The sequence below is a fragment of the Caldanaerovirga acetigignens genome, assembly GCF_900142995.1.
In the GTDB taxonomy this organism is placed as follows: domain Bacteria; phylum Bacillota; class Thermosediminibacteria; order Thermosediminibacterales; family Thermosediminibacteraceae; genus Fervidicola; species Fervidicola acetigignens.
Map to the genome: position 1 here is coordinate 194,243 of NZ_FRCR01000001.1, position 25,819 is coordinate 220,061.

26 protein-coding genes and 1 pseudogene are annotated in these 25,819 nt (G+C 40.6%); 26 read left to right on the plus strand and 1 reads right to left on the minus strand.

The features are described 5' to 3' along the window. Nucleotides 1-25 precede the first annotated feature (25 nt). The 23 genes and pseudogenes from fabK to BUB66_RS01155 all read left to right on the plus strand — a co-directional run bounded on the left by fabK (nt 26) and on the right by BUB66_RS01155 (nt 20,424). Entirely contained in the window at nt 26-970 is a 945-nt protein-coding gene (gene fabK, locus BUB66_RS01045) for an enoyl-[acyl-carrier-protein] reductase FabK (protein WP_073253334.1), read from the plus strand. A 3-nt stretch (nt 971-973) separates the two neighbouring features. Next, nucleotides 974-1,915 carry an ACP S-malonyltransferase gene (gene fabD / locus BUB66_RS01050; RefSeq protein WP_073253337.1) on the plus strand — a complete coding sequence of 314 codons (942 nt, stop codon included), beginning with the start codon at nt 974-976 and terminating at the stop codon, nt 1,913-1,915. After that, nucleotides 1,915-2,661 (plus strand): 3-oxoacyl-[acyl-carrier-protein] reductase, encoded by a 747-nt coding sequence (gene fabG, locus BUB66_RS01055; RefSeq protein WP_073253339.1) that lies wholly within the window; start codon nt 1,915-1,917, stop codon nt 2,659-2,661. The genes fabD and fabG overlap by 1 nt, the downstream gene beginning before the upstream one ends. Before the next feature lie 72 nt (nt 2,662-2,733). After that, nucleotides 2,734-2,967: an acyl carrier protein gene (gene acpP, locus BUB66_RS01060; protein ID WP_073253342.1), complete on the plus strand. Its 234-nt coding sequence runs from the start codon at nt 2,734-2,736 to the stop codon at nt 2,965-2,967. A 73-nt stretch (nt 2,968-3,040) separates the two neighbouring features. Next, complete coding sequence (gene fabF / locus BUB66_RS01065; protein ID WP_073253344.1) at nt 3,041-4,285, plus strand: beta-ketoacyl-ACP synthase II; 1,245 nt, start codon at nt 3,041-3,043, stop codon at nt 4,283-4,285. Between the two features lie 21 nt (nt 4,286-4,306). Then, nucleotides 4,307-5,032 (plus strand): ribonuclease III, encoded by a 726-nt coding sequence (gene rnc / locus BUB66_RS01070; protein WP_073253347.1) that lies wholly within the window; start codon nt 4,307-4,309, stop codon nt 5,030-5,032. A 76-nt stretch (nt 5,033-5,108) separates the two neighbouring features. After that, the gene (locus BUB66_RS01075; RefSeq protein ID WP_013275863.1) at nt 5,109-5,369 is read left to right on the plus strand and encodes a stage V sporulation protein S; all 261 of its coding nucleotides are present in this window, start codon (nt 5,109-5,111) and stop codon (nt 5,367-5,369) included. A 128-nt stretch (nt 5,370-5,497) separates the two neighbouring features. Further along, the gene (smc, locus tag BUB66_RS01080; protein ID WP_073253350.1) at nt 5,498-9,058 is read left to right on the plus strand and encodes a chromosome segregation protein SMC; all 3,561 of its coding nucleotides are present in this window, start codon (nt 5,498-5,500) and stop codon (nt 9,056-9,058) included. A gap of 14 nt (nt 9,059-9,072) precedes the next feature. Further along, nucleotides 9,073-9,969, plus strand: coding sequence for a signal recognition particle-docking protein FtsY (gene ftsY / locus BUB66_RS01085; protein WP_073253353.1), 897 nt, complete (start codon nt 9,073-9,075; stop codon nt 9,967-9,969). Between the two features lie 8 nt (nt 9,970-9,977). Beyond that, nucleotides 9,978-10,403 (plus strand): YlxM family DNA-binding protein, encoded by a 426-nt coding sequence (gene ylxM / locus BUB66_RS01090; protein ID WP_084098519.1) that lies wholly within the window; start codon nt 9,978-9,980, stop codon nt 10,401-10,403. A gap of 1 nt (nt 10,404) precedes the next feature. Continuing rightward, a complete protein-coding gene (gene ffh, locus BUB66_RS01095) occupies nt 10,405-11,739 on the plus strand; it encodes a signal recognition particle protein (RefSeq protein ID WP_073253356.1) in 1,335 nt (444 codons plus the stop codon). Nucleotides 11,740-11,763: 24 nt separating this feature from the next. Then, complete coding sequence (gene rpsP / locus BUB66_RS01100; RefSeq protein WP_073253359.1) at nt 11,764-12,048, plus strand: 30S ribosomal protein S16; 285 nt, start codon at nt 11,764-11,766, stop codon at nt 12,046-12,048. Between the two features lie 19 nt (nt 12,049-12,067). Continuing rightward, the gene (locus BUB66_RS01105) at nt 12,068-12,295 is read left to right on the plus strand and encodes a KH domain-containing protein (protein ID WP_066353249.1); all 228 of its coding nucleotides are present in this window, start codon (nt 12,068-12,070) and stop codon (nt 12,293-12,295) included. Nucleotides 12,296-12,345: 50 nt separating this feature from the next. Next, nucleotides 12,346-12,858, plus strand: a complete 513-nt coding sequence (gene rimM, locus BUB66_RS01110) for a ribosome maturation factor RimM (RefSeq protein ID WP_073253362.1) — start codon at nt 12,346-12,348, stop codon at nt 12,856-12,858. Beyond that, nucleotides 12,858-13,601 (plus strand): tRNA (guanosine(37)-N1)-methyltransferase TrmD, encoded by a 744-nt coding sequence (gene trmD / locus BUB66_RS01115; protein WP_073253365.1) that lies wholly within the window; start codon nt 12,858-12,860, stop codon nt 13,599-13,601. The genes rimM and trmD overlap by 1 nt, the downstream gene beginning before the upstream one ends. Nucleotides 13,602-13,651: 50 nt before the next feature. Further along, entirely contained in the window at nt 13,652-13,996 is a 345-nt protein-coding gene (gene rplS / locus BUB66_RS01120) for a 50S ribosomal protein L19 (RefSeq protein ID WP_073253367.1), read from the plus strand. Between the two features lie 42 nt (nt 13,997-14,038). Next, nucleotides 14,039-14,905 (plus strand): ribosome biogenesis GTPase YlqF, encoded by an 867-nt coding sequence (gene ylqF, locus BUB66_RS01125; protein WP_084098523.1) that lies wholly within the window; start codon nt 14,039-14,041, stop codon nt 14,903-14,905. After that, the gene (locus BUB66_RS01130) at nt 14,906-15,553 is read left to right on the plus strand and encodes a ribonuclease HII (RefSeq protein WP_073253370.1); all 648 of its coding nucleotides are present in this window, start codon (nt 14,906-14,908) and stop codon (nt 15,551-15,553) included. Further along, complete coding sequence (locus BUB66_RS01135; RefSeq protein WP_073253373.1) at nt 15,543-15,896, plus strand: YraN family protein; 354 nt, start codon at nt 15,543-15,545, stop codon at nt 15,894-15,896. Before BUB66_RS01130 ends, BUB66_RS01135 begins: the two co-directional genes overlap by 11 nt. A gap of 150 nt (nt 15,897-16,046) precedes the next feature. Next, nucleotides 16,047-17,606 (plus strand): methylenetetrahydrofolate reductase C-terminal domain-containing protein, encoded by a 1,560-nt coding sequence (locus BUB66_RS01140; RefSeq protein WP_073253376.1) that lies wholly within the window; start codon nt 16,047-16,049, stop codon nt 17,604-17,606. 155 nt (nt 17,607-17,761) lie between these two features. Continuing rightward, the gene (locus tag BUB66_RS01145; protein ID WP_073253379.1) at nt 17,762-18,712 is read left to right on the plus strand and encodes an AEC family transporter; all 951 of its coding nucleotides are present in this window, start codon (nt 17,762-17,764) and stop codon (nt 18,710-18,712) included. A gap of 14 nt (nt 18,713-18,726) precedes the next feature. Beyond that, entirely contained in the window at nt 18,727-19,605 is an 879-nt protein-coding gene (locus BUB66_RS01150; RefSeq protein WP_073253381.1) for a peptidylprolyl isomerase, read from the plus strand. 88 nt (nt 19,606-19,693) lie between these two features. Then, nucleotides 19,694-20,424 (plus strand): annotated as a pseudogene (locus tag BUB66_RS01155) (transposase). A gap of 327 nt (nt 20,425-20,751) precedes the next feature. On the opposite strand, the gene glpX reads toward BUB66_RS01155, so the two are convergent. Beyond that, complete coding sequence (gene glpX / locus BUB66_RS01160) at nt 20,752-21,729, minus strand: class II fructose-bisphosphatase (protein WP_073253644.1); 978 nt, start codon at nt 21,727-21,729, stop codon at nt 20,752-20,754. A gap of 424 nt (nt 21,730-22,153) precedes the next feature. Here glpX and BUB66_RS01170 point away from each other — a divergent pair, with 424 nt between their 5' ends. The 3 genes from BUB66_RS01170 (at nt 22,154) to BUB66_RS01180 (ending at nt 25,808) form a co-directional block, all read left to right on the plus strand. Further along, entirely contained in the window at nt 22,154-23,743 is a 1,590-nt protein-coding gene (locus BUB66_RS01170) for an ATP-binding protein (protein WP_073253387.1), read from the plus strand. After that, nucleotides 23,740-24,405, plus strand: coding sequence for a response regulator (locus tag BUB66_RS01175; protein WP_073253390.1), 666 nt, complete (start codon nt 23,740-23,742; stop codon nt 24,403-24,405). Before BUB66_RS01170 ends, BUB66_RS01175 begins: the two co-directional genes overlap by 4 nt. A gap of 110 nt (nt 24,406-24,515) precedes the next feature. Then, complete coding sequence (locus BUB66_RS01180; protein WP_073253394.1) at nt 24,516-25,808, plus strand: 2-hydroxycarboxylate transporter family protein; 1,293 nt, start codon at nt 24,516-24,518, stop codon at nt 25,806-25,808. The last annotated feature ends 11 nt before the right edge of the window (nt 25,809-25,819 follow it).

Sequence of the window (25,819 nt, forward strand, 5' to 3'; positions counted from 1 at the left end):
AAATTGGAAGATTAGGGGGAGTAAGATGTTCCACACGGAGATATGCGATTTGCTCGGAATTAAATATCCCATAATCCAAGGTGGGATGGCCTGGGTTGCAACTGCAGAATTGGCGGCGGCTACTTCAAATGCGGGAGGACTGGGCATTATAGGAGCTGGGAACGCTTCGCCCGAAATAGTAAGGCATGAAATAAAAAAGGTGAGAAACCTCACCGACAAACCCTTTGGAGTAAACGTGTATTTCATGTCTCCTTTCGTGGACGAAGTAATGGAGGTTATAATCGAAGAAAAGGTGCCCGTAATTACCACAGGAGCAGGGAATCCGGGGAAATACATACCCCGTTTGAAAGAAGCAGGGGTGAAAGTAATCCCGGTGGTGGCATCGGTGGCGCTGGCCCAAAGACTCGAGAAAACGGGCGTAGACGCGGTTATAGCTGAGGGGATGGAGTGCGGTGGCCATATAGGGGAGATAACTACTATGGCGCTGGTCCCGCAGGTAGTTGATGCCGTAAAGATACCGGTGATAGCAGCCGGAGGTATAGCCGATGCCAGGGGGTTCCTGGCTGCTTTGGCCCTGGGGGCAAAGGGTGTACAGATGGGAACAAGATTCCTGTGTTCGGCAGAATGCACTATCCACGAAAATTACAAAAACGCAGTTTTGAGGGCCACTGACAGGAGCACGGTAGTTACAGGAAGACCCACGGGACACCCTGTCAGGGTGCTGAAAAACAAGCTGGCGAGGGAGTTCGAACTCCTTGAAAAGAAAGGTGCGGAAAAAGAAGAATACGAAGCATTGGGAACTGGAAGGCTGAAAGCTGCTGTTGAAGGCGATGCGGAATACGGTTCTTTAATGGCAGGACAAATCGCCGGTTTAATAAACGATATAAAGCCTGTGAAGGAAATAATAGAGGAAATCATAGAAGGCGCTAAAAAGCTGCTGGATGATATGGTATCAAAGTGGAGGTATTGATCTATGGGAAAAGTGGCTTTCTTGTTTGCGGGACAGGGCGCTCAGTACGTAGGTATGGGAATGGATCTTGTAAAAAACTTCGAAAGAGCCAAAAATGTCTTCAAAAAGGCAGATGAAGCTTTGGGCTATAGAATTTCCGATATATGCTTTTACGGACCCGAGGAAAAGTTAAAGGAGACCGCTAATACTCAACCGGCCATATTGACCCATAGCCTGGCATGTTATTTTCTATTAAAAGAAGAAGGTATAGTGCCTGATGTGGTGGCGGGTTTGAGCCTTGGAGAATATTCCGCACTGGTGGCTGCAGAGTCTCTGGACTTTGAGGATGCCGTGAGAGTAGTGAGAAAACGCGGGATTTACATGCAGGAAGCTGTGCCGTTAGGAGAGGGAACTATGGCGGCTATAATCGGCCTCGAAAGGCGGGTGGTTCTGGAAGTTTGCAAGCTTGCTTCCGATGAAGGAGTGGTAGAGGCGGCCAATTTCAACAGCCCCGACCAGACTGTAGTATCGGGTCATGTAAAGGCCGTGGAAAAAGCATTAAAGATAGCAAGAGAAAAAGGGGCTAAAAAGGCGGTTATGCTTCCGGTCAGTGCGCCTTTTCACTGCAGCCTGCTTAAACCTGCCGGAGAGAAACTGGGAAAAGAGCTGGAGAAAACAAATATAAAGCCGGCCAAAATTCCGGTCATTTCTAACGTGACGGCAGAGATAGTAAAGGACCCGGCGGCTATCAGGGAGCTTTTGATAAAACAGGTCAGCTCGCCGGTGCTGTGGGAAGACAGTGTCATTAAGATGAAAGAATTGGGAGTAGACACCTTCGTGGAATTAGGGCCGGGGAGAGCGCTTTCTGGCTTGGTGAAGAAAATCGACCGAAGCCTTACTACCTTAAATGTAGAGGATTCTGAGTCCCTAGCCAACGTGATGAACTATTTTAGGGGGAATAGGTAATGGATTTGTCAGGCAAGGTTTGTTTGGTAACCGGAGGTTCTAGGGGGATAGGGAGAAGCATAAGTATTAAACTAGCTAGGCTTGGCGCAAAAGTGGTGATAAATTATAAGTCAAATGAAGAGCTTGCAAAAAAAGTGGTGTCGGAGATAGAGAGCCTAAATGGCGAAGCCTTAGCCTTTATGGCTGATGTAGCAGATTATGAAGAGGCTTCAAGAATGGTAGAGGAAATTTACGAGAAATTTGGCAGGATAGATATATTGGTAAACAACGCAGGCATAACAAGGGATGGACTTATACTTCGGATGAGCGAAAAAGACTGGGACGATGTGATAAACACCAACCTGAAAGGCATGTTCAACACCACCAAAAATGCGGTTAAGTATATGGTAAAGCAGCGCTGGGGAAGGATAATCAACATTTCTTCGGTGGTTGGCCTTTACGGCAACCCGGGGCAGGCTAATTACGCCGCTGCAAAGGCTGGAGTAATAGGATTTACGAAATCGCTAGCAAAAGAGCTGGGCAACAGGGGGATTACAGTAAACGCCATAGCACCTGGCTTTATAAGGACCGACATGACCGCCGAAATAATAGAGAAAAATCAAGAAACCTCAATTATCGAGAAAATCCCTCTAAGAAGGTTGGGCGAGCCTGATGACGTGGCAAATTTGGTGGTTTTCTTGGCTTCGGAAGAGTCAAATTATATAACAGGTCAGATTATCGCTATTGACGGTGGTCTCACTTTATAATATTTTAGAATAAGGAATACACTAATGTAAGGTGGAAAGGACAATTTCACTCCATAGGAAGGGGGTGAATCGATGGAAGTGCTAGAGAAAATAAAGAAGATTATTGCTGACCAATTGGGCATCGATGAGGATGAAGTGGTTCCCGAGGCTTCATTTATCGATGACCTGGGCGCGGACTCCTTGGACATCGTGGAATTGATCATGGCGTTTGAAGAAGAATTTGACCTAGAAATTCCCGATGAAGACGCCGAAAAGATAAAAACCGTTCAAGATGCTGTTGATTACATAAAAAACCGTATCTCATAAAGTCTATTCGTAAGTCCCGTGATACCGTCGCGGGACTTACTTTGAATACAGCAAGGTTTGGAGGAGAATAATAATGGAAAAACGAAGAGTGGTTGTTACAGGTTTAGGGGTCATTTCTCCTGTCGGCACTGGAAAGGATAAGTTTTGGAATTCCCTTTTGGAAGGAAAATCAGGCATTGATTATATTACGCGTTTCGAGTGCGATGATTTTCCTACGAGGATTGCTGGGGAAGTAAAAGATTATAACCCGGAAGAATTTATCGAAAAAAAAGAATTAAAAAGGCTTGATAGGTTTACTCAATTTTCCATAGGGGCTGCAAAAATGGCAATAGATGATGCAAGACTGGACATCGAAGCGCTCGATACCACGAGGATGGGAGTGGTAATGGGGTGCGGCATAGGGGGCATAGAGACCTGGGAAGAACAGCACAGAGTTTTGCTGGATAAAGGCAACAAGCGCGTGAGCCCCTTTTTCATACCTATGCTAATTTCCAATATGGCATCGGGACAGATTTCAATGTTTTTTAACCTTAAAGGACCAAATTTTACTGTGACTACTGCCTGCGCCTCAGGTACCACCGCTATTGGCCAAGCGTTCAGGATGCTTCAAAACGGCGAAGCGGACGTTATACTAGCAGGGGGAGCCGAAGCGCCCGTAACACCGCTTGCCCTTGCAGGGTTTTCTGCAATGAAAGCACTTTCTACCAGAAATGAGGAACCAGCAAAGGCAAGCAGGCCCTTTGATAGAGAAAGGGATGGATTTGTAATGGGTGAGGGCGCTGGGGTATTGGTGTTGGAAACATTGGAACATGCAAAAAAACGGGGTGCCCTTATTTACGCGGAAATATTGGGCTATGGAGCTACCGCCGATGCATATCACCTTACACAGCCGGCACCAGAAGGAGAAGGAACGAAGAGGGCAATGCTGGCTGCTATAGAAGACGCCGGGATTAAACCTGAAGAAGTAGATTATATTAACGCTCACGGCACTTCGACCCCTCTCAATGACAAATTCGAAACTCTGGCTATAAAGAGCGTCTTCGGGGAACATGCATACAAACTCTTGATTAGCTCTACAAAATCCATGACGGGACACTTGTTGGGAGCTGCTGGAGCCGTAGAAGCGATAGCTACAGTGTTGACAGTTTATTCTGACGAAGTCCATCCGACCATAAATTATGAGATACCAGATCCGGATTGCGATTTGAACTATGTACCTAATATTTCGATGAAGAGAAAAGTAAATTACGCCCTTTCAAATTCGATGGGATTTGGAGGCCACAACGCCACTATACTAATAGGAAAAGTGCAGGATTAGCTTTTGTAAAGAGGTTTTATGATGGTTATTGATGAAAAAAGGAAAGAACAATTAAGAAAACTAGAGGAAATCCTTGGGGTAAATTTTGAGAATGTGAATATATTAAACCAAGCTTTGATTCATCCATCTTATGCTTACGAGAGGGGTTTGCCTCATAATGTGCATAACCAAAGACTTGAATTTTTAGGAGATGCAGTGTTAGAATTAATAATAAGCGAATGGATTTATAAGGAATACCCGAACTACACTGAAGGAGAATTGACGAAATTTCGAGCGCTCCTCGTTTGTGAAGAGAGCTTGGCAGCGCTTTCACGCGAGCTGAATTTGGGGGATTACCTGATAATAGGGAAAGGTGAAGAGGTTACCGGGGGCAGAAAAAAAGAATCGCTCCTCGCCGATGCCTTTGAGGCACTTGTAGGTGCTATGTACCTTGATAGGGGCATGGAGGTTGTTTCGAACTTCATTAAAGACAAATTTAAAAGCGTCGTGGCAAAGGCTGAGGCGGGTAAATTGTCAAACGATTATAAGACCTTTCTCCAGGAGATGCTGCAGAGGATATCGCCCGACAAAATAACTTATAATGTAGTAAAAGAGGAAGGACCAGATCACGACAAGACCTTCTTTGTAGAAGTTACCTGGAAGGATAACGTGTTGGGAAAAGGATGCGGCAAAAGCAAGAAGGAAGCAGAACAGGATGCAGCAAAAGCGGCGATACGATTCTTAAAAAACAGAAATATAATAAAATGATATTGTAATCTTAGAAGGAATTTTGTGTAACTTATAGAATATATTAAATAAAAAAAATTAAGGGGGTATATGTAGAATGGAAGTACTAAAAGTATCAGCTCAATCAAAACCCAAGGCCGTTGCTGGTGCTCTGGCAGCTGTCCTGAGGGAGAAGGGAGTAGCTGAGCTTCAGGCGGTGGGAGCTGGAGCCGTAAACCAAGCTGTAAAGGCAATTGCAATTACCAGAGGTTTTGTGGCTCCCAATGGTATCGACTTGGTTACTGTGCCTGCTTTTGCAGAGATTGAAATTGATGGTGAAGAAAGAACAGCAATTAAATTTATAGTAGAACCCCGCTAAGATTGTGAAGTTATGATGGAATGAAATACCTGTCTTTTCTAAGACAGGTATTTTTATTTGCCTGTTTGTATGGTAAAATCAAAAGGGTAAAAAGGTCAACCTAAGAGAAAGAAGGAGGTTTGCCTTTTTTGTACCTGAAGAAAATTGAAATTCACGGTTTTAAATCTTTTGCGGACAGGACGGAAATAGAATTTGAGCCAGGAATCAACGCCATAATCGGGCCGAATGGCAGTGGAAAAAGCAACATTACCGATGCTGTAAGATGGGTTTTGGGTGAACAAAGCATTAAAACTTTAAGAGGGTCAAAATTGGAAGATGTCATTTTTGCAGGCAGCCAGAAAAGAAAACCCATGGGTATGGCAGAGGTCTCTGTAGTCCTGGACAACTCGGATTATCTTCTTCCCCTGGAATATTCAGAGGTTTGCATAACCCGAAGGACGTTCCGTTCGGGAGAAAGCGAATTTTATTTAAACAAAGTTCCTTGCAGGTTAAAGGACATACAGGAGCTTTTCATGGATACCGGTATAGGGAAAGACGGTTATTCGATAATAAGCCAGGGAGAAGTAGATGAATTTTTGACGGCAAGACCTGAAGAAAGAAGGCTGATTTTCGAGGAAACAGCAGGCATTATGAAACATAAAGTAAGGAAAAAAGAGGCGGAAAAAAAGCTCGAAGAAACAATGGCGAATTTGGCCAGGGTAGACGACATTTTGTCGGAAATAAAAGTACAGGTGGATGCGTTGTATGTTCAGAGGATGAAGGCGTTGGAATATAAGAAATTGACGGAAAGGCAAAAGTTATTGGAGGTTAATTTGCTCCTTATAGAATATGAAAAAATAAGTCAAAAATTGATAAAAATAGAGGAAGCGCTAACAAAAGAGGAAACTGCCTTGTCAGAAATAAAAAATAAAAGAGCATATATAGAAAATAGGATGGTTAGAGTCAAGGAAGAACTTCAAAAAATAAAAGGAGAATACGAAAAACTTAAAGCAGAGTTTTATGATAAAAGGACAAAGAAAATAGAACTGGAAAAAGAAAAAAAGTGGCAGGAAGAAAGATTGCTAAAGCTGGAAGAAGAATTGGACGTTACCGCTCAGAAGCTTGATATATTGAAAACCAAATTGGATGGTGCAAAAAAGCAGTTCTGTGATAATTTAGAAAAACTAGAGCAAAAGGTAAAAGAGATTAACAAAAATAATATTCAATTGCGAAAAAAGGAAGAAGAGTTGGCAAGGTTGAAAAGCGGTATAAAAGAAAGGCAGCAGGAAATGGAAAACATAAAAGGTGATATGATAGACTTTCTGAATTCCGCTTCGAAGACAAAAAATACCATTGTAAGGTTAAGTGCGATGAAAAGCAATCTTAAGAAGCGTTTGACTCAGATTGACCAGGATTTGAAAGGCATAAAAGAGGCCAATTCTCTTACATTGCGGGAACTGGAGAATGAGGAAAAAAAGCTGTCCGATATCAGGAGAAAAATAGAGAAAATCAACGAAAAAATCGAATTGGAAAAAAGAAATTTGAAAAAAAATACCTTCGAATACCATGAGAACAGCAGGTTGTTGCAACAAAAAATTATATCTTATAACGAATTAAAATCTCAGTATAAAATATTGAAAGAAGTAAATCAAAACTATGAAGGTTACCAACAAGGTGTAAAAAATCTTCTCTCCCATCTAAGATCTGGGAGGACTTACATAGAGGGCATTTACGGTACTGTGGCAGAAATAATAAAAGTGAGTGAAAGGTTTGAAACTGCTATCGAATCAGCGTTAGGAGGAGCAATACAAAATGTGGTATGTGAAAACGAAAAAATCGCAAAAAGGGCTATTGAGTACTTAAAAAAGTATAACCTTGGCCGTGTCACATTTCTCCCCCTTTCATCAGTGCGCCTGAGGATCTTGGCCCCTCATGAAAAGTGGATTCTTGATCATACCGGCTGTTTAGGCGTAGCCTGTGAATTAATAAATTATGACGAAAAGTTCAAGCCGGTCTTAATTCATCTGTTGGGCAGGGTAATAGTAGCTGAGGATGTGGATAAAGCTCTTGAGATTGCGAAAAAAACCGATTTTGGCCTTAAAGTAGTAACTTTAGAAGGAGAGATAATAAATCCTGGAGGTTCAATAACGGGGGGAAGCATAAAGAAAGCAAGTTTTATCTTGACCAAAAAAAGGGAATTTGAAGAGATTAAGGAGAAAATTATTAAAGAAGAAGCGAAAATTTATGAGTTAAAAAACAAAATTGCTGGATTAGAAGAAGGAATCCGAGACACTCAAAAATCCGTCGATGAATTAGGAAAAATCCTAAGTTCCTGCAATGCTGATCTAGCAGCGCAAGAAAGGGAAATAGCGGGGAAAAAAGGACTTTTACGAGAGCGGCAGGAAAGGGAAAAAATTTTAAATCTCGAAAAAAGACAAATAGAGGAAGAATTAAGAGAGATAGAACAAGAAATCGATAAAGTGGAAAGGGATAGAAATTCTATCGAGGAAGAAAGCAGGGAACGGGAGCGCAAACTCGAGAATTTAAAACGAGAAATAGAGGAAAGGTTAAAGTCAATGGAGGCTATCGAAAAGGAAGTAAAGGACTTGAGGATACTTTTGAATGGATTAAAGCAAGAAGAATTGAGTTTAAAGTATCAGATTCAAAATTTAGAGCAGAATGTAAGCGAATGGGAAAAACAGCAAAATGAACTAGTAAATATTATGGGCAAGCTAGAGCAAGAAATCGCCTCTACTTCAAGCAAGATAAACAAAATAGAAATTTGTTTAAAAGGCTTATTGCAAGAACAGGACGATTTAAAGAAAGTCATTGAAAACCTCGAGTACGACAAGACAAAACTTGAAGACGAAATAGATGCTTTGGCGAAAAATCTGGCCGATATTGAGAGGGAGGAAAGAAGAAGGGAGGTTTCCTTGAGCGAAGCAAAAGTAAAGCAGGCTTCGCTAAAGGTTGAGGTAGAGCATATAGTAAAGACTCTCGAGGAAAGATATTCTCTTTCTTTAAAAAGTGCAATGGATTTAAGACAAAATACTTCAGATGGCGAAAGAATAAAGGAGGAGCTTTTTTCAATTAAAAATAAAATTGAAAGGCTCGGCGCGGTAAACATGAGTGCTATCGAGGATTACGAAAATTTGAAATCAAGATACGACTTTATGAAAGTCCAAAGGGATGATCTTTTGGATGCCAAGAGGAAACTCGACGATCTTATCGATGATTTGACAAAAACTATGGAAGAGATGTTTTTGGAAGCCTTCAAAAAGATAAAGGAGGAATTTCAAAAGGTCTTTGCCGAGCTTTTCGGGGGTGGCAAGGCGGAATTAATTTTGACGGATGAATCGAAACCTCTTGAGGCAGGTATTGAAATAGCAGTCCAGCCGCCCGGGAAAAAACTGCAAAATCTGTCGCTACTTTCTGGAGGAGAAAGGGCTCTTGCGGCAATAGCACTGCTTTTTTCTATATTGAATATCAAATCAACGCCCTTTTGTATTTTGGATGAGATAGAGGCAGCCTTAGACGATGCCAACATAGATCGATTTACCCGTTATTTGAAAAAGATATCCGAACATACCCAGGTGATAATAATCACCCACAGGAAAGGCACGATGGAAGTGGCTGATGCTCTTTACGGTATAACCATGGAAGAAACGGCGGTATCTAAATTGATTGCCGTTAAATTGGAAGAAGAATAGAAAGGGGTAGGGCAATGGGATTTTTTGAACGATTGAAGCAAAGCCTTGTAAAAACCAGGAACCAATTGGCGGAAAGGATAGAAGGTATTATAAAATTGTCTGCAAAAATTGATGAAGATACGCTAGAAGAACTTGAAGAGGTATTAATCAGCGCCGACATCGGCGTAAGCGCTTCGGAAAAGCTTTTATCGAATCTTAAGGAGAAAGTAAAGACGGAAAAGATACGTTTGCCGGAGGAATTGAAAAAGGCATTAAAAGAAGAAATAATAAAGGTATTTCCGGAGGCAAAATTAGAAATAATTCCTCCGACAATAATCCTCGTGGTAGGGGTTAATGGGGTGGGAAAAACCACTACTATAGGGAAGCTGGCCTATAAATTCAAGGTTCAGGGCAAAAAGATAATTCTTGCGGCATCCGACACTTTTAGGGCTGCTGCTGCTGAACAGCTTTCTATTTGGGGACAGAGAGCTGGCGTGGATGTTGTTAAACATCGAGAAGGATCCGACCCGGCGGCTGTGCTGTTTGATGCCATTAAAGCCGGGAAAGCCAGACGGGCTGATATAATAATCTGCGATACGGCTGGCAGGCTCCATACGAAGAAAAATTTGATGGAGGAGTTGAAAAAGCTCTACAGAGTCAGCGAAAAGGAATATCCTGAAGCAAGAATAGTTAGTCTGCTGGTATTAGATGCAACTACTGGGCAAAATGCCATTACTCAAGCTAAGATTTTCAAAGAAGCCGTCAATTTATCGGGGATTGTGCTAACAAAACTAGACGGAACTGCAAAGGGTGGAGTAGCCGTTGCCATAGCTTCGGAATTGAATCTGCCAGTACTTTTTGTCGGTGTGGGAGAAGGGATAGATGATTTGGAAGAATTTGACCCGCAGGCCTTTGTGGATGCGATACTTTAAAATTTCTGTTGACGGGAATTAGCGAATTGTATAAAATTAGGTATGTAAAGTTTTATACCTTTACAGGTGAAAAAATGCCGGACTTGATAAGAATAAGTCTCTTATATGATTTTTACGGGACTTTTTTAACCGAGAAGCAAAGGGAGTTTTTTGAACTTCATTTTTTCAATGACTGGTCTTTGAGCGAGATAGCGGAAAATTACGGTGTTACCCGCCAGAACGTGTTCGATGTAGTGAATCGTTCAACCGCTTTACTGGAAGAGTATGAAAAAAAATTGGGCATGGTAGAAAGGTTTATAAGCATGACGAAGGATATAGAGAGAATACTGAAATCTCTAAAAGAACTAAGACCCTTTGTTATAGGAGACGGAAAGGCGAAATTGGAAAAAATTTATAATGAACTCGCGACGCTAATTAAAGAAGGGTGTGAATAATTTGGCTTTTGAGGCCTTAACTCAGAAACTAGAAGCGGTTTTCAAAAGGCTGAGAGGGAAGGGCAAATTGTCGGAAGCCGATGTAAAGCAGGCAATGAGAGAAATTAGGTTGGCCCTCTTAGAAGCCGATGTGAACTACAAGGTAGTAAAGGACTTTGTGCAAAAAGTCACCGAACGGGCTGTAGGCCAGGAAGTGATGGAGAGCCTGACCCCTGCTCAACAGGTAATAAAAATAGTCCACGACGAACTTGTAAAATTAATGGGGCCTAAAGATACCAAATTGGATTTTTCGCAGTCCAAGGTAAGCGTTTTTATGATGGTAGGTCTTCAGGGGTCGGGGAAAACTACCACTTGCGGAAAACTGGGGCTTTATCTTTCCAAAGTGGGCAAAAGGCCGCTTTTAGTAGCCGCAGATATATACCGGCCGGCTGCCATAAAACAGCTTCAAGTGGTAGGAGAAAAAATTGGGTTGCCGGTTTTTACAGCTGGAGAACAGGAGCCGGTGGCTATTTCCAAAGCAGCTTTAGAACATGCTCATCGCCAAGGCAACGACGTTGTCATAATAGATACGGCTGGCCGTCTCCACATAGACGACGAATTGATGGAGGAGCTGGAGCGGATAAAAGAAGCTGTAACGCCCAACGAGATTTTGCTGGTGGTTGACAGCATGACTGGGCAGGATGCGGTCAACGTGGCCGAGACCTTTCATAGCAGGTTGCATCTGACAGGCTTGATTTTGACCAAGCTCGACGGTGATACGAGGGGAGGGGCGGCGCTCTCGATAAAGGCGGTAACGGGTTGTCCGATAAAATTTATAGGCGTAGGTGAAAAACTTACCGACCTGGAGCCATTTTATCCGGACAGGATGGCTTCTAGGATATTAGGAATGGGCGATGTGCTTAGTTTGATAGAGAAGGCCACCGCGGCGATAGACCAAGAAAAAGCTAGGCAACTTGAAGAAAAGATTAGGAAGGAAGAATTTACATTAGAGGATTTTCTTGAACAGATAAAACAGGTAAGAAAAATGGGTTCTCTTGACCAGATAATTAGCATGATTCCAGGGTTTTCTCCTCAAAAATTACATGGCGTAGAATTCAATGAAAAAGAACTGGTGCACATAGAAGCCATTATCAACTCCATGACTAAAGAAGAACGCCGTAATCCCAGCATCATAAACGGCAGCAGACGCAGGAGAATTGCCATGGGCAGTGGAACTTCCGTTCAAGATGTAAACAGGCTTTTGAAGCAATTCGAGCAGACTAGAAAACTCATGAAACAACTGAGTGACCTAGAAAAAGGAAGAAAAAAAGGCAGATTTAAATTGCCTTTCTTTTAACTAACAGAAGGAGGTGATGTGCAGATGGCGGTAAGAATAAGATTGAAGCGCATGGGGGCAAAGAAAAGGCCCTTTTACCGGATCGTCGTGGCGGATAGCAGAAGCCCGCGAGATGGAAGGTTTATAGAGGAAATCGGTTATTACAACCCCCTCACCGATCCTGCCGAAATAAAAATCAATGAAGAAAAAGCTCTGGATTGGATGAGGAAGGGTGCCCAACCGACCGAGAGCGTAAAGCAATTATTCAAGACTACAGGCCTGCTTGAAAAATATAAATCTCAGAAGACAAATACCGGAAAAAATTCTTAAAGTGAAGGAGGAATAAACCTTGACCGAGTTAGTGGAATACATCGCAAAGGCATTGGTTGACCACCCTGAAGAAGTGACTGTAAACAGAGTGGAAGGTGAACAGTCAGTAATAATTGAATTAAAGGTGCACCCCGATGACATGGGCAAAATCATCGGGAAGCAGGGCAGGATAGCAAAAGCCATCAGAACCGTAGTCAAAGCTGCTGCTGCTAAAGAAGGAAAAAGGGTAATCGTAGAGATTCTATAGGGGTTAGGGTTTTGCCTAACCCTTTTATTCGAGGATAGGAGGCTTTCCCCTTGAGAGAATATATAACTATAGGGAAGGTACTTTGCCCTTGGGGAATTAAAGGCCAAGTAAAAGTCGAACCTTTGACCGACGATATAAGCCGGTATCAAAAGTTAAAGTCGATTTTCGTTGAAGAAGACGGTGCTTTAAAAGCATACGACATTGAATCAGTGATTTTTTTAAAAAAGAGGTTTGTAGTCTTAAAATTGCATGGAATTGATACAGTGGATTCCGCTGAAAGTTTCAAGAATAGATACATCATGGTCCATCGAAAAGACGCGGTAAAGTTGCCAAAAGGACATTATTTTATTTGCGACATAATAGGTATGGAGGTATATAATGAGAAAGACGGAACTCTGCTTGGGCGTATTAAAAATGTAATGAAAACCGGCGCCAACGACGTTTATGTGGTGGAACTACAAAGCGGCAGAGAATTATTGATACCCGCCATAAAGGAAGTTGTAAAAAGTATAGACGTTGAAAATGGGCAGATGACAGTCAAACTCATGGAGGGAATGCTTTAGTGCTGGTATTTCATATATTGACCCTATTCCCGGAATTTTTTTCGGGGCCTATGGACGTTAGCATATTGAAAAGAGCCAAGGAAAAGGGACTCGTCCGGATAGAACTCCTGAATATAAGAGATTTTTCGAAAGATAAGCACAGGAAAGTTGACGACTACCCTTACGGCGGGGGTGCGGGAATGGTCATGAAGCCGGAACCAATCTTTGAAGCAGTGGAATATGCATCCTGCACCGTTGACGCTGAAAAAAGAAAGGTTATACTTCTTTCACCTCAAGGTTCCGTTTTCAACCAGGATATGGCAAGAGAACTGGCCAAGCAGGAGCACATAATACTAATATGTGGCCATTACGAAGGAGTAGATGAAAGGGTAAAGACGATAATAACCGACGAAATATCGCTGGGGGATTTTGTTTTGACCGGCGGGGAAATTCCGGCGCTTGCAATAGTGGATGCGACGTCTAGATTGATCCCGGGGGTACTAGGAAGTAATGAATCGTTGAAAGAAGAATCTTTCAGCAGCGGTCTTCTGGAGTACCCGCAATACACCAGGCCTGAGGTTTACAGGGGACTTAAGGTTCCAGAAGTTTTACTTTCGGGGAACCACCGAGAGATAGAAAGGTTTAGGCGAAAGGAAGCATTGAGGAGAACTTTGGAAAAAAGACCAGACCTATTTAAGAAATTGAAACTTACACAAGAGGATAAGAGTTTGCTTGAAGAAATGGGATTTGGTTGTCAAGATTAATGGGTTGTGCTATAATTAGGTCTGGCAATATGTAAGAAAGGAGGGAGAACATGTCGGACTTGCTTCGGGCAGTAGAAGAAGAGCAGATGAGAAAGGACATACCTGAATTCAGACCGGGCGATACCGTGAAGGTATACACCAAAGTAGTAGAAGGAAACAGGGAGAGAATTCAGGTTTTTGAAGGCGTGGTCATTGCACGGAAAGGCGGAGGATTGAGGGAAACCTTTACTGTAAGGAAAGTTTCCTATGGGGTAGGCGTAGAGAGAATATTTCCGCTCCATTCGCCACGGATAGATAAGATTGAGGTAGTACAAAGGGGAAAAGTAAGAAGGGCAAAACTTTATTATTTGAGGAATTTGAGAGGAAAAGCGGCAAGAATCAAGGAGAGGGACTGAGAAACCAGTCCCTTTTATTAATTTTGCGGGGAAGGTGATTTGGTGCAAATCAATTGGTATCCAGGTCACATGGCGAAAACGCGGCGGATGATTAAGGAAAATTTGAAGTTGGTAGATGTGGTGCTGGAGATTGTAGATGCAAGGGCACCTAAAAGCACCCATATACCAGATATTTTCGAACTGATAGGCTCAAAAAAGTTGATTTTGATAATGAACAAGGCAGATTTGGCTGAAGAAAAAATCACAGATTTGTGGGGAATTTACTTTGCTGAGAAAGGCCTGGTTTCGGTTAGCGTAAACTCCCGGAACAAAGTGGGTTTCAAAGACTTGGATGAAATGATTCATGATTTTTCAAAAGAGGTAAAAAGACCTTTACGGGGTATGGTAGTTGGAGTGCCGAATGTCGGCAAGTCTTCGTTCATCAACCAAATAGTCGGGAAAAAGGCAGCTAAGACAGGAAATAAGCCCGGGATAACCCGGGGGAAAATGTGGCTCAAGGCGACAGATAAACTCGAGCTTTTAGATACGCCGGGGATTTTGTGGCCTAAGATAGAACAAGAATCGGTAGGACTGAAACTTGCTTTTTTAGGGTGTATTAAGGAAGAACTGTTGGATGTGGAAAGAATAAGTCTTAAATTAATTGAGTTTTTGGTAAAAAAGCATCCCGAAAGACTGGCGGCCCGCTATAAAATAGAAACGCCGCAAAGTCCTGTTGCTATTTTAGAGCAAATTGCAAAAAGCAGAGGATTTATAATTTCCGGAGGCAGGCCCGACACTCTGAGGGCGGCAAAGACTCTTTTAAAAGAATTCCAGGATGGGAAACTGGGAAGGATTTCTCTGGAAAAGCCGGCTGGAGACGAAGACCTGATTATTGAAAATGAAAGAATGCAAAAGGGGGATATAATTTAAATGAAATTTAACTTGAATGTAGAAAAAGAGAGAATATACAAACTTTTTGCTCGAGAGAGGATGCTTGCTGAAAAAGGCTATAACTACATCGCAGGGGTTGATGAAGCCGGAAGGGGCCCTTTGGCCGGACCCGTGGTGGCTGCCGCCGTCATTCTCCCTCTAAACGTTTTTATAATGCACCTTAAAGATTCGAAGCTCCTTTCAGAAGGCAAGCGGGAAAAAGTCTACGAGGAGATAAAGCAAAAGGCGGTGGCGGTTAACTACTCAGTGGTGGACGAAAAATACATAGACCGGCACAACATTTTAAACGCGACTTTGCTTGCTATGAAAAATGCGGTGGAGGGTCTTCCTGTTAGGCCCGATTTTGTACTAGTGGATGCGCTTGTAATTCCAGAGATAGAGCCACCGCAAGAAAAAGTGGTGCACGGAGATAGGCTGTGTGCTTCGATAGCTGCAGCTTCAATTGTGGCAAAGGTGGAAAGGGATAAAATAATGAAGGATTACCATAAATTATATCCCTACTATGATTTTTGGAACAACAAAGGGTACTGCACCAAAAAACACGTCGAATCTATTAAAAAATACGGGCTATCCCCGGTACACAGAAGGAGTTTTTCCGTAAAAGGTTGGGATTTCATTGGAACGTAAAAAGCTGGGTGATATGGGGGAAAAATATGCACTTGATTATTTAAAGGCAAATAACTACGAAATCGTAAAGGTCAATTACCGGTCAAGATACGGGGAAATAGACATAATAGCAAAAGAAAATAATACACTGGTTTTTATCGAAGTCAAAACTAGGACGTCCGATGCTTTCGGAAGGGGCATGGAAGCCGTTGATATTAGAAAACAAAGGAAAATAAGATTGGTATCACTAAATTTTTTAAATGAATATGATGAGTTTGTATATAATTTGAGGTTTGATGTTATAGAAATTAAAATGGCCAATGGAACTTTAAAGGAGCTTACACATATAATAAATGCCTTTTAAAAAGTTCTTTCTTGATTAAAATCATTAGAATACTTATGAAATATTGCTTATTGTAGAATATAACAAACATTGATATAATAAAATTAGACAGTTATATACAATTATTCACATCTTTTATTGTAATATGAGGTTTAAGAAGGAGTGAATCAAATGGAGAATTGCTTCAAAAAGTCGCTTCTTAGCAAGAACTTATTTTCTGTGACATGGGAATTGGTACCCGGGAGAGGAGCGCGGGAAAAGTCCATCGAAGAGGCTCTTGAGGCTGCGGAAGCTGCGGCAAAAGGGGGCAAGGTCCATGCCTTAACGTTGACCGATAATCCGGGCGGCAATCCAGCCATGCTGCCTGACTATCTGGCAGTAGAGGTGCTTAAAAAGGGTATAGAGCCGCTGGTACATTTTACGTGCAAAGACCGAAACCGCAGTCAGATAGAAAGTCAACTTTATGCATTGGACAGGGCGGGCGTCAGAAATCTACTCGTCATGACAGGCGATTATCCGGTATCGGGTTATGCAGGGAGGCCAAGACCTGTCTTTGACTTGGACCCGATTCACGTTCTCGACCTAATTTCGCAGATGAACCGGGGACTTGAATATAAAGGAATTAAAGGAACAGTTAAGCATCAACCCAGCGATTTCTTTGCGGGAGCGGTAGTGTCTCCCTTCAAGGCCACCGAAGCGGAGCAAGTGGTTCAGTATTTCAAATTGAAAAAGAAGGTGAGGGCCGGAGCGCAGTTTATTGTTACCCAGCTAGGGTATGATGCAAGAAAATTTCACGAAGTAATTCAGTTTATACGCCAGCAGGGCTGGGATATTCCAGTTGTAGGAAATATTTACGTTTTACCCCTTGCTACGGCCAGAATAATGAACAAAAATAAGATTCCGGGCTGTGTGGTTACCGATAAGTTGCTGGCCAAACTCGAAGAAGAAGCTCAGTCCTCTGATAAAGGACGGCAGGCCCGACTGGACAGGGCTGCAAAAATGTATGCCTTTATGAAAGGTATGGGTTACGACGGCGTCCATATTGGTGGACACAACGTAAAATACGAAGATGTGGAATATATTATCGAAAAAGGAGAAGAATTGAGCAAAAATTGGATGGACATTATACACGAGTTTGACTTCCCGATACCGGGCGGGTTTTACTATTACGAAAAGGACGAAAAAACCGGTCTAAACAGGCCCGAGCCTGTTAGCCGAAAAAATAGGCCGCTGGATGCCAAAGTAGAATTTGTATATCCCTTATCGGTTCTGACCCACAAGTTAATGTTGGAACCGGGGGCACCTCTATGGGGGCTGATGAGAGGAATAGCCAAAAGGATCGATGGGACCAGCTTAGAAAGGCCGTACCACACCTTCGAGCACCTGACTAAAGTTTGCTTGTATGATTGCCACGATTGCGGTGACTGCGCCTTGATGGATCTTGCGTACGTTTGCCCCATGTCCCAGTGCCCGAAAAATCAGAGAAATGGTGCGTGCGGCGGAAGCTACATGGGATGGTGCGAGGTTTATCCAAACGAGAAAAAATGTTCTTATGTGCGCGCTTATGCGCGTCTGAAGCGTTATGGAAAGGAAAAAGAGCTTGATGGAGACATAATACCGCCGTCCAACTGGGATCTATTCCAGACATCATCTTGGCTTAATTACTATTTAGGCCGCGACCACTCTGCAAAAAAACTGGGGATAGAGCAGGTTGCAAAGAAGAAAAAATAATAAATTTTAGGCCGTTTTGGGGATTTTAAACCCTGAAAACGGTTTTTTTATTAAATGCTGCATTTTTTTGTGTTTCATGTTAATATAAAAAAAGGCGATTGTTTAATTGAGTTAATAAAAACCTAAAATACATGACGCAAATCGAGGAGGTCAGGATGCAAACCTTTTTTTCTTCGTTGCAGGGAGTTTTAGTTGTATTTTTGATTATAGCAGTGGGATATTATCTTGCAAAAATAAGATGGTTTGATGAAAGGGCGGCGGATTTGTTTGTTAAGATAGTGCTTTATGTGTCCTTTCCGCTAAATCTCGTGGTAAATATAATTTCTACTTTAACAAAAGAAGAGCTTCTAAATTATGCGAGGGGATTAATGATACCTTTTTTTTCAATTCTTCTGTTGTATTTTATAGCTTATATATTAGCAGTGCTGTTTAAAGTGGAAAGGAGCAAAAGAGGTGTATTTGCTGCTACGTTTACGTTTTCTAATTCAATTTTTGTCGGTCTTCCTTTGTCGCAAGCTTTGTTTGGTGAGGAGGCGATACCTTACTCTCTTATTTATTATATTCCAAGTACTTTTTTATGGTGGACTCTTGGAGCTTATGGAATAGCAAAAGACGTTTCTAAGGAAGGAGGAGAATCTTTTTTTAGTTTGACCACTTTGAAGAGGATATTAAACCCCCCAATTTTGGGTTTTATATTCGGATTGATTTTAGTAATCTTTGAGGTGAGTCCACCAAACTTTGTCTTTAAAAGTTTTAAAATGATAGGAGACTTAACTACTCCGCTTTCTCTATTTTATGTTGGCACAGTAATGCATCTTATGGGAAGGGAAAAGTTTGAGTTTAATAGTGAGGCTTTACTAGTTTTTTTAGGCAGATTTTTCTTTGCGCCCTTTTTAGTAGTTTTGTTAAGTATTTTAATAAAAATTCCCAAATTGATGAGAAATGTCTTTATAATTATGTCTGCTATGCCTGTAATGGTAAATACTTCTATTCTTGCTAGGGTTTACGGAGCAGATTATGAATTTGCGGTGAGTGTAATATCTTATACCACATTGTTTAGCATCGTGATGATGCCGATTTTAATGATTTTGGTAGAAAAAATATAAGGAGTGATTTGATCATGATAAAAATAAAGCCGATTACTTTAATAATTATGGCGATTCTTTTATTATTTTCGTCTGTAGGATGCAGTAATAGCAGTTCTGGAAAGGAAATCGTGGCGAAAGTTGGTGATGAAAGGATAAGCAAGGATCAACTCTATGATGTAATGGTAAAATCAATAGGAAAGCAAGCGCTTGAATATTTAATAGCACAAAAAATCATAGATTTAGAAGCAAAGAAGGAGAATATAAAAGTCTTAGACGAAGAGATAGAAAGAGAACTTGAGAAAGTCTATAAATACTACGGTGGTAAGGAAGCATTTATAAAGAATTTACAAGTGAGTGGTTATTCACTGCAAGATTTTAAAAAAGATATAGCGATGCAAATAAAAGTAAAAAAACTTCTTGAACCAAAAATTAAGATTTCAGAAGAAGAGTTAAAGGATTATTTTGAACAAAATAAAGACTACTTTTCGCAGGAAAAAGAAATAAGAGCAAGGCATATATTAGTAGATGATGAAAAGACTGCCAATGAAATCTATAAAAGATTGAAAGTTGGAGAAGATTTTTCTAAACTAGCAAGTGAATACTCGGAAGATGAAACGACAAAAAATCAAGGTGGGGACCTGGGGTTTTTTAAAAGGGGCGAAATGGTAAAAGAATTTGAAGATGTGGCATTTTCGCTTAAAGAGGGTGAATTCAGTTCTCCTGTGAAGACGCAGTATGGTTATCATATCATAAAGGTCGAAGAAATAAAAGAAGCGAAACAAGCCAATTTTGATGAAAGCAGGGAAAAGATAAAGGAGATCCTTTTAAACCAAAAGGTTCAGGAACAGTACGATGCGTGGATGCAAGGGCTTTACGAACAATATAAAGTAGAAAATTATTTGACAGATTAACAATAAATAACGAGGTTGTAAAATATTTTGTGTAAAATAAAAGCTCCTTCTATGTTAGAATATAGAAATATAGAAGGAGTGAATTTTTATGGCAAGAAAAAGAATAATAACACCGGAAAAGAAAGAGCTAATCAATAAACTCATTTCGGAGTACAACATTACTTCAGCCAAGGATTTACAGGAAGTATTGAAAGATCTGTTGGGAGACACAATACAAAATATGTTGGAAGCAGAGCTGGATGAGCATCTTGGGTATGAAAAGTACGAAACTACTGAAGAAACAAAAACGAATTACCGTAATGGCCACACATCCAAAATATTGAAATCAAGTGTTGGACCTGTAGAAATAGATGTTCCAAGGGATCGCAACGGAGAATTTGAACCAAAAGTAGTTCCTAAGTATAAAAGAGATATATCTGATATAGAAAATAAAATAATAGCGATGTATGCACGAGGGATGTCTATCATTACGGGTTTGAAGTATCAGCAGAGATGGTAAGCAAGATTACAGATAAAATACTGCCTGAGCTCAAAATTTTGGCTGGGCGTGTTAAATGACCTTGAAAACAGAGCTGAAATATGTGTCAGATAAGGATCGTAAGGAATTTGCAAAGGATTTAAAACGAATATATACTGCTCCAAACGAAGAGACGGGATAGGAGGCTTAACAAGTCAAGGACAGTATTTCCCAGCGACCAAGCTCTTTTAAAAAGCATATATCTTGCTACACTAAAGATTACCGCCAAGTGGACGATGCGCTACAGAGATTGGGGCATGATATTAGGACAATTGCAAATAATGTTCGAAGGGCGTATATAGTACTTCCCTTAACCCCAATAGATATGATAAGGCCCTTTGCCCTGGCAGTCAAGGGTAAAGGCTAAAGCCCGTGCTGCGCACGCCCTTGACAGCCAGACTGCAGGGCCTTTGGGATTCATCAAGGGGTTAAGGGTAAGTGGAGGCAGAGAGGCTCACCCAAACGCATGTTGGTGTAATATTTTATCTTGGAATTTTATTTTAAAAAATTTGACAAAGTAAGCTTTAAATCTTAAAATATAGTTATTCACTAACATAGAAGGAAGACACTTTACACAAAAATATTTACACTGCCTTTTTACTCGGGAGGTTTTTTGTTGACGCGACACATCAGATTTTCAATCCTTGCAAATTATACGCTGGTTTTTTATCAAAGCGATGAATTGCCTCGATAAATCTAATGGTTCCAGTCTTACCTCTCACTACTAGTGTATGAGTTGCTGCTCCTTTAGAAGTAAAGTGCACCCCTTTTAACAAATTGCTGTTGGTAATACCGGTTGCTGCAAAAAATATATCGTCACCCTTTACTAAATCATCCATTTTTAGAATCTTGAACGGATCGGAAAGCCCCATTTTTTTACATCTTTCTATTTGTTCTTCGTTTTCGGGCTTTAACCTCCCTACCAACTCGCCGCCCAGGCATTTCAACGCAGCAGCAGCCAAAACTCCTTCTGGAGCCCCGCCTATTCCTATCATCATGTCGACTCCGGAACTCTCAAAAGCACAGGCTATGGCGGGAGAGACGTCTCCGTCGGAAATCAGCATGATCCTCGCGCCGGCTTCCCTCACTTCTTTTATGAGTTGTTCGTGCCTTGGTCTGTCAAGAATTACCACGGTCAGGTCCGATATAGATTTTTTAAGGCTTTCGGCTACAATTGTTAGATTATCCTTTACGGGCGCATCTAGGTGAATTTTCCCGGCTGCGGCAGGCCCTACCGCGATTTTTTCCATATAAATGTCCGGGGCGTTTAAGAGACAGCCCTTTGGTGCTGCGGCTACCACAGCAATGGCGCCGTTCAATCCTTTGGCTACCAAATTCGTTCCTTCCAAAGGGTCTACTGCTATGTCTAATACCGGTCCGTAACCCGTTCCCAGTTTTTCACCGATGTAGAGCATAGGAGCCTCATCCATCTCGCCCTCGCCGATTACCACTTCGCCTCTTATATCTATGGTGTCGAATACCGCGCGCATAGCCTCGGTGGCCGCTTCGTCGGCTTTGTTTTTGTTTCCCCTGCCCATCCACCTTGCAGCGGCGACTGCTGCAGCTTCGGTTACTCTTGCAAATTCAAGAGAAAGTTTCCTTTCCATATCCATGGAGTGTACACCCCTTTTATATAATAAAATAATTAAAGCGGCGAAATAATTTTATCATAAATTGAGGAAATTCACATAAAAACTTTTTTCTCGTTAATACTCTTCGTAAGGATGTTTGAGATGCAAAGGTAATAATAGGCCTTGAACCTGGCGGTCATTCCTGGAAGCCTTGACTTTTTTTGAAGCAAGTGATACCAGGTATTCCTTTTATGGGATATGAAAATATGTAAGTTCATTGGGAAAGGTTTCGAAATCTTAGTTACAAAAATAAGCTGATTTTTAGAATCGATGCTAATATTAAATTGAGCCATTTTTCATCCCTGATGAGTTTATCTTTCCATCTATGAAAAGCTGCGGATGGAAGTGGCTCATTACTTTCGATATAACTAAACCTATTAATCAGGAGGTAAATACTTAAATGAAAAGATTTAATTTACAGACAAAACTTATGTTATTGACATTTTTAATTATCATTGTGTGCCTTACTATATCAACACTTTTTGCCGTTAAAATTATAAGTGTTTCTATAGAAAACCAAATGGCTAATAACGTAATGAATATTGCACGTGCTGTAGCTACGGATCCAGTTGTTATTTCTGCTTTTTACCTTCCTCATCCGGAGGAAGTTTTACAGCCCTATGCTGAACGGATTAGAAAAAATTCAAATAATATAGAATACATTACAATAATCAATATGAACAGAGAAAGATATTCTCATCCCAATCCTAATAATATTGGGAAGAAATTTGTCGGAGGGGATGAAGAAAGGGTACTTAAGGGAGAAACTTATATCTCAAAAGCCGTAGGAACCTTGGGACCATCGTTGAGGGCTTTTACTCCGATAATGGATGGCAACAAACAGATAGGAGCAGTTGCAGTAGGTATACTAACTCGTGATATAAACAAGGTTCAAAAGAGAATAATAAGGAGCATAATACTTGTTATGATAATAGCTATGACCATTGGAGCAATAGGATCTTATTTTCTTTCTAAGAATATAAAAAATGAGATATTTGGATTGGAGCCATACCAAATTGCAAAAGTGCTTCAAGAGCGGAACTCAATTTTAGATGCAGTTGTGGAAGGTATAATTGCGGTGGATAAAAAAGGTACAGTAACGTTAATAAATAATACCGCTAAAAAGATCATCGGAGTAGAAGAAGGAAGGAAGGTAATTGGGGAAGAAGTTGAAAAAATTATACCTAATTCTAGGTTAAAAGTTGTGTTAAATACAGGTGTCCCTGAGTATGATGATGAGCAGATAATTAATGGAATATCGATTATAACAAATAGAGTGCCTATTGTTATAAATGGTCAAATAGAAGGGGCAATTGCTAGTTTTAGACTTAAAACCGATCTTGCTTACCTCGGGGAACAACTTACAGGCTACAGGCAGATAGTAGATACTCTTAGAGCCCAGGCTCATGAATTTATGAATCATATGCACGTAATTGCGGGTTTAATAAATCTAAAACAGTACGATGAAGCATTGAAATTTATTTACAATGAACTGGGGGCTCAGCAAACTTTTGCTGGGCTGGTTACGAAAAGTATAAAAGATAAGAGAGTTGCAGCATTGCTTTTAGGTAAATATAGTCATGCTGCGGAAATGGGTATTAAATTGTATTTGGATGAAGACAGCGAATTGTACGAAGAACATGGCTCCGTATCATCAGGAGATTTGGTAACGATTTTAGGAAATCTTATTGAAAATGCTATAGAAGCCCTATCTGTATCTTCTAAGAAAGACAAAATCATTAGCGTATATATTAAAGAAAGATTAGACTACGTATTTATAAAAGTATACGACAATGGACCAGGTATAGAGGAACAAATCCTTCCCCATATATTTGATAAAGGTTTTACTACAAAAAAATCAGGAAAAGGTATAGGGCTTTTTATTGTAAAGCAAACAATTAAAAAAAGAGGAGGAAATGTAGAAGTAAAAACCGGGAATTCTAATGGGACAATTTTTATCGTTAAAGTTCCAAAGGGGGTTATAGTGTGATTAACGTATTGATTGTAGAAGATGATCCAATGGTGGCGGTTGTGAATAAAAAGTATGTAAATATGGTTGAAGGATTTAATGTTGTTGGTATAGCCAAAAATGCCGATGAGGCAAAAAAATTTTTAAAGAACACCAAAGTAAACTTAATACTACTCGATGTTTATATGCCTGGGGAAAATGGTATTGAGTTGTTAAAACAGATTCGGGAATTTGGATATAAGACAGATATAATTATGGTTACTGCCGATAATCAAGGCCAAGATATTGAGGAAGCTTTAAGATACGGTATTGTAGATTATTTAATAAAGCCTTTTGAATTCTTAAGACTTAAAATTGCTTTATCGAATTATCTTCAAAGGTATAAAAAGGTTAAAAACGAAAGTTTTCTTACTCAAGAAGATATCGACTCAATTATTATTTCTAAAAGTGTACAATATAGCGAAAAAAAGGGTTTCGATAGAAGAACTATGGAAAAGATCCTTGCGGCTTTAAAGGCCTATGATAGACCTGTTTCTTCCGAAGAAATTGCCAAAAATTTAAATATTTCGCGGGTAACGGTGAAGAAGTATCTCGACTACATGGATGAACAAGGAATGGTAAAAAGCGAGGTGCAGTACGGAGGAACAGGAAGACCCATTACTTTGTATTATCGTATACTCTAATACTTTAACTTTAATAAATTTCATAATTGGTTTAAATAGTTTAAAAAACTTCCCCCTTTAAAATAAAGGTGTTAAATTCTTTTTAGAAGAAAAAAAGGGGGAGGAGTTTTATGGTTAAAGGTACAAAAGAAGATGTTTTTAAGATTGCAGGATTCCCGATATCTTTTTTCGCAATCCTTGCACTCATAATTTTTGCTAGTGTTTATTTAAATTTATTGCCGTCCAATATGATAGGTGCCTTTGCTTTTATGATAGTAATTGGGGCCATATTAGGAGAGATAGGAAATCGTCTCCCAGTGGTTAAAGATTTTTTAGGAGGAGGACCAATTGTTATTATTTTTGGTACCGCTGCTCTTGTGATGTTTAAAATGCTACCAGAATCAACCATTAAAACCGTTGACAACTTTATGAAAGTAAGTAACTTCTTAGATTTCTATATCGCAGCATTAATAACAGGTAGTATATTGGGAATGGATAGGAAATTATTGGTAAATGCTGGAGCAAGATATTTTCCTGCTCTTTTTGGAGCAATAATTGTATCGCTTGGCTTTGTATCAATAGTGGGAGCTCTTACAGGATATGGATGGAAACAAGCTCTACTTTATATTGGTATCCCAATGATGGGTGGTGGAATGGGTGCAGGTGCTGTTCCTATGTCAAAGATCTACGGAGGAGTATTAAAACAAGACCCTACTTCTATATTATCTATTATGGTTCCTGCTGTAGCCCTCGGTAATGCTCTGGCCATTATTGCAGCAGGGTTACTTGACAAGATTGGCAAGGTTAAACCACAGTTTACTGGAAATGGCAAAATAATTGTTTCGCAAGAGATTGACCTTACAACTGGTAAAAAATATGACCTTAATCTTACGATGATGGGTATGGGTATGCTTATGGCATGTACCTTCTACGTTCTCGGAAATATAATAGGAAAATTTATTCCATCAGTACATTCTTTTGCGTGGATGATTATTTCAGTAGCTGTGGTAAAAGCTCTCGGAATATTACCGGACAAATTCGAACAAGCGGCAAGTCAGTGGTACCAATTCGTGATGAATTATTGGACAGGAGCCTTACTTGTAGGAATAGGAATAAGCTATACTAATCTTTCCGATGTTGTCAAAGCTGTATCTTGGCAGTATTTATTACTCGTAAGCGCCACTGTAATAGGAGCAATTTTGGGCTCTTGGATTGTAGGAAAATGGGTAGGATTTTATCCCATCGAGGCCTCGATAACGGCTGGACTTTGTATGGCAAATATGGGTGGTACGGGAGATGTAGCAGTTTTGTCAGCCTGCAAGCGGATGGAACTCATGCCTTTTGCCCAGATATCTTCAAGAATAGGTGGAGCTATAATGCTCATAATTGGAGGATTTATGATAAGTGTAATTGGAAAATTATAAGGAGGTACAAA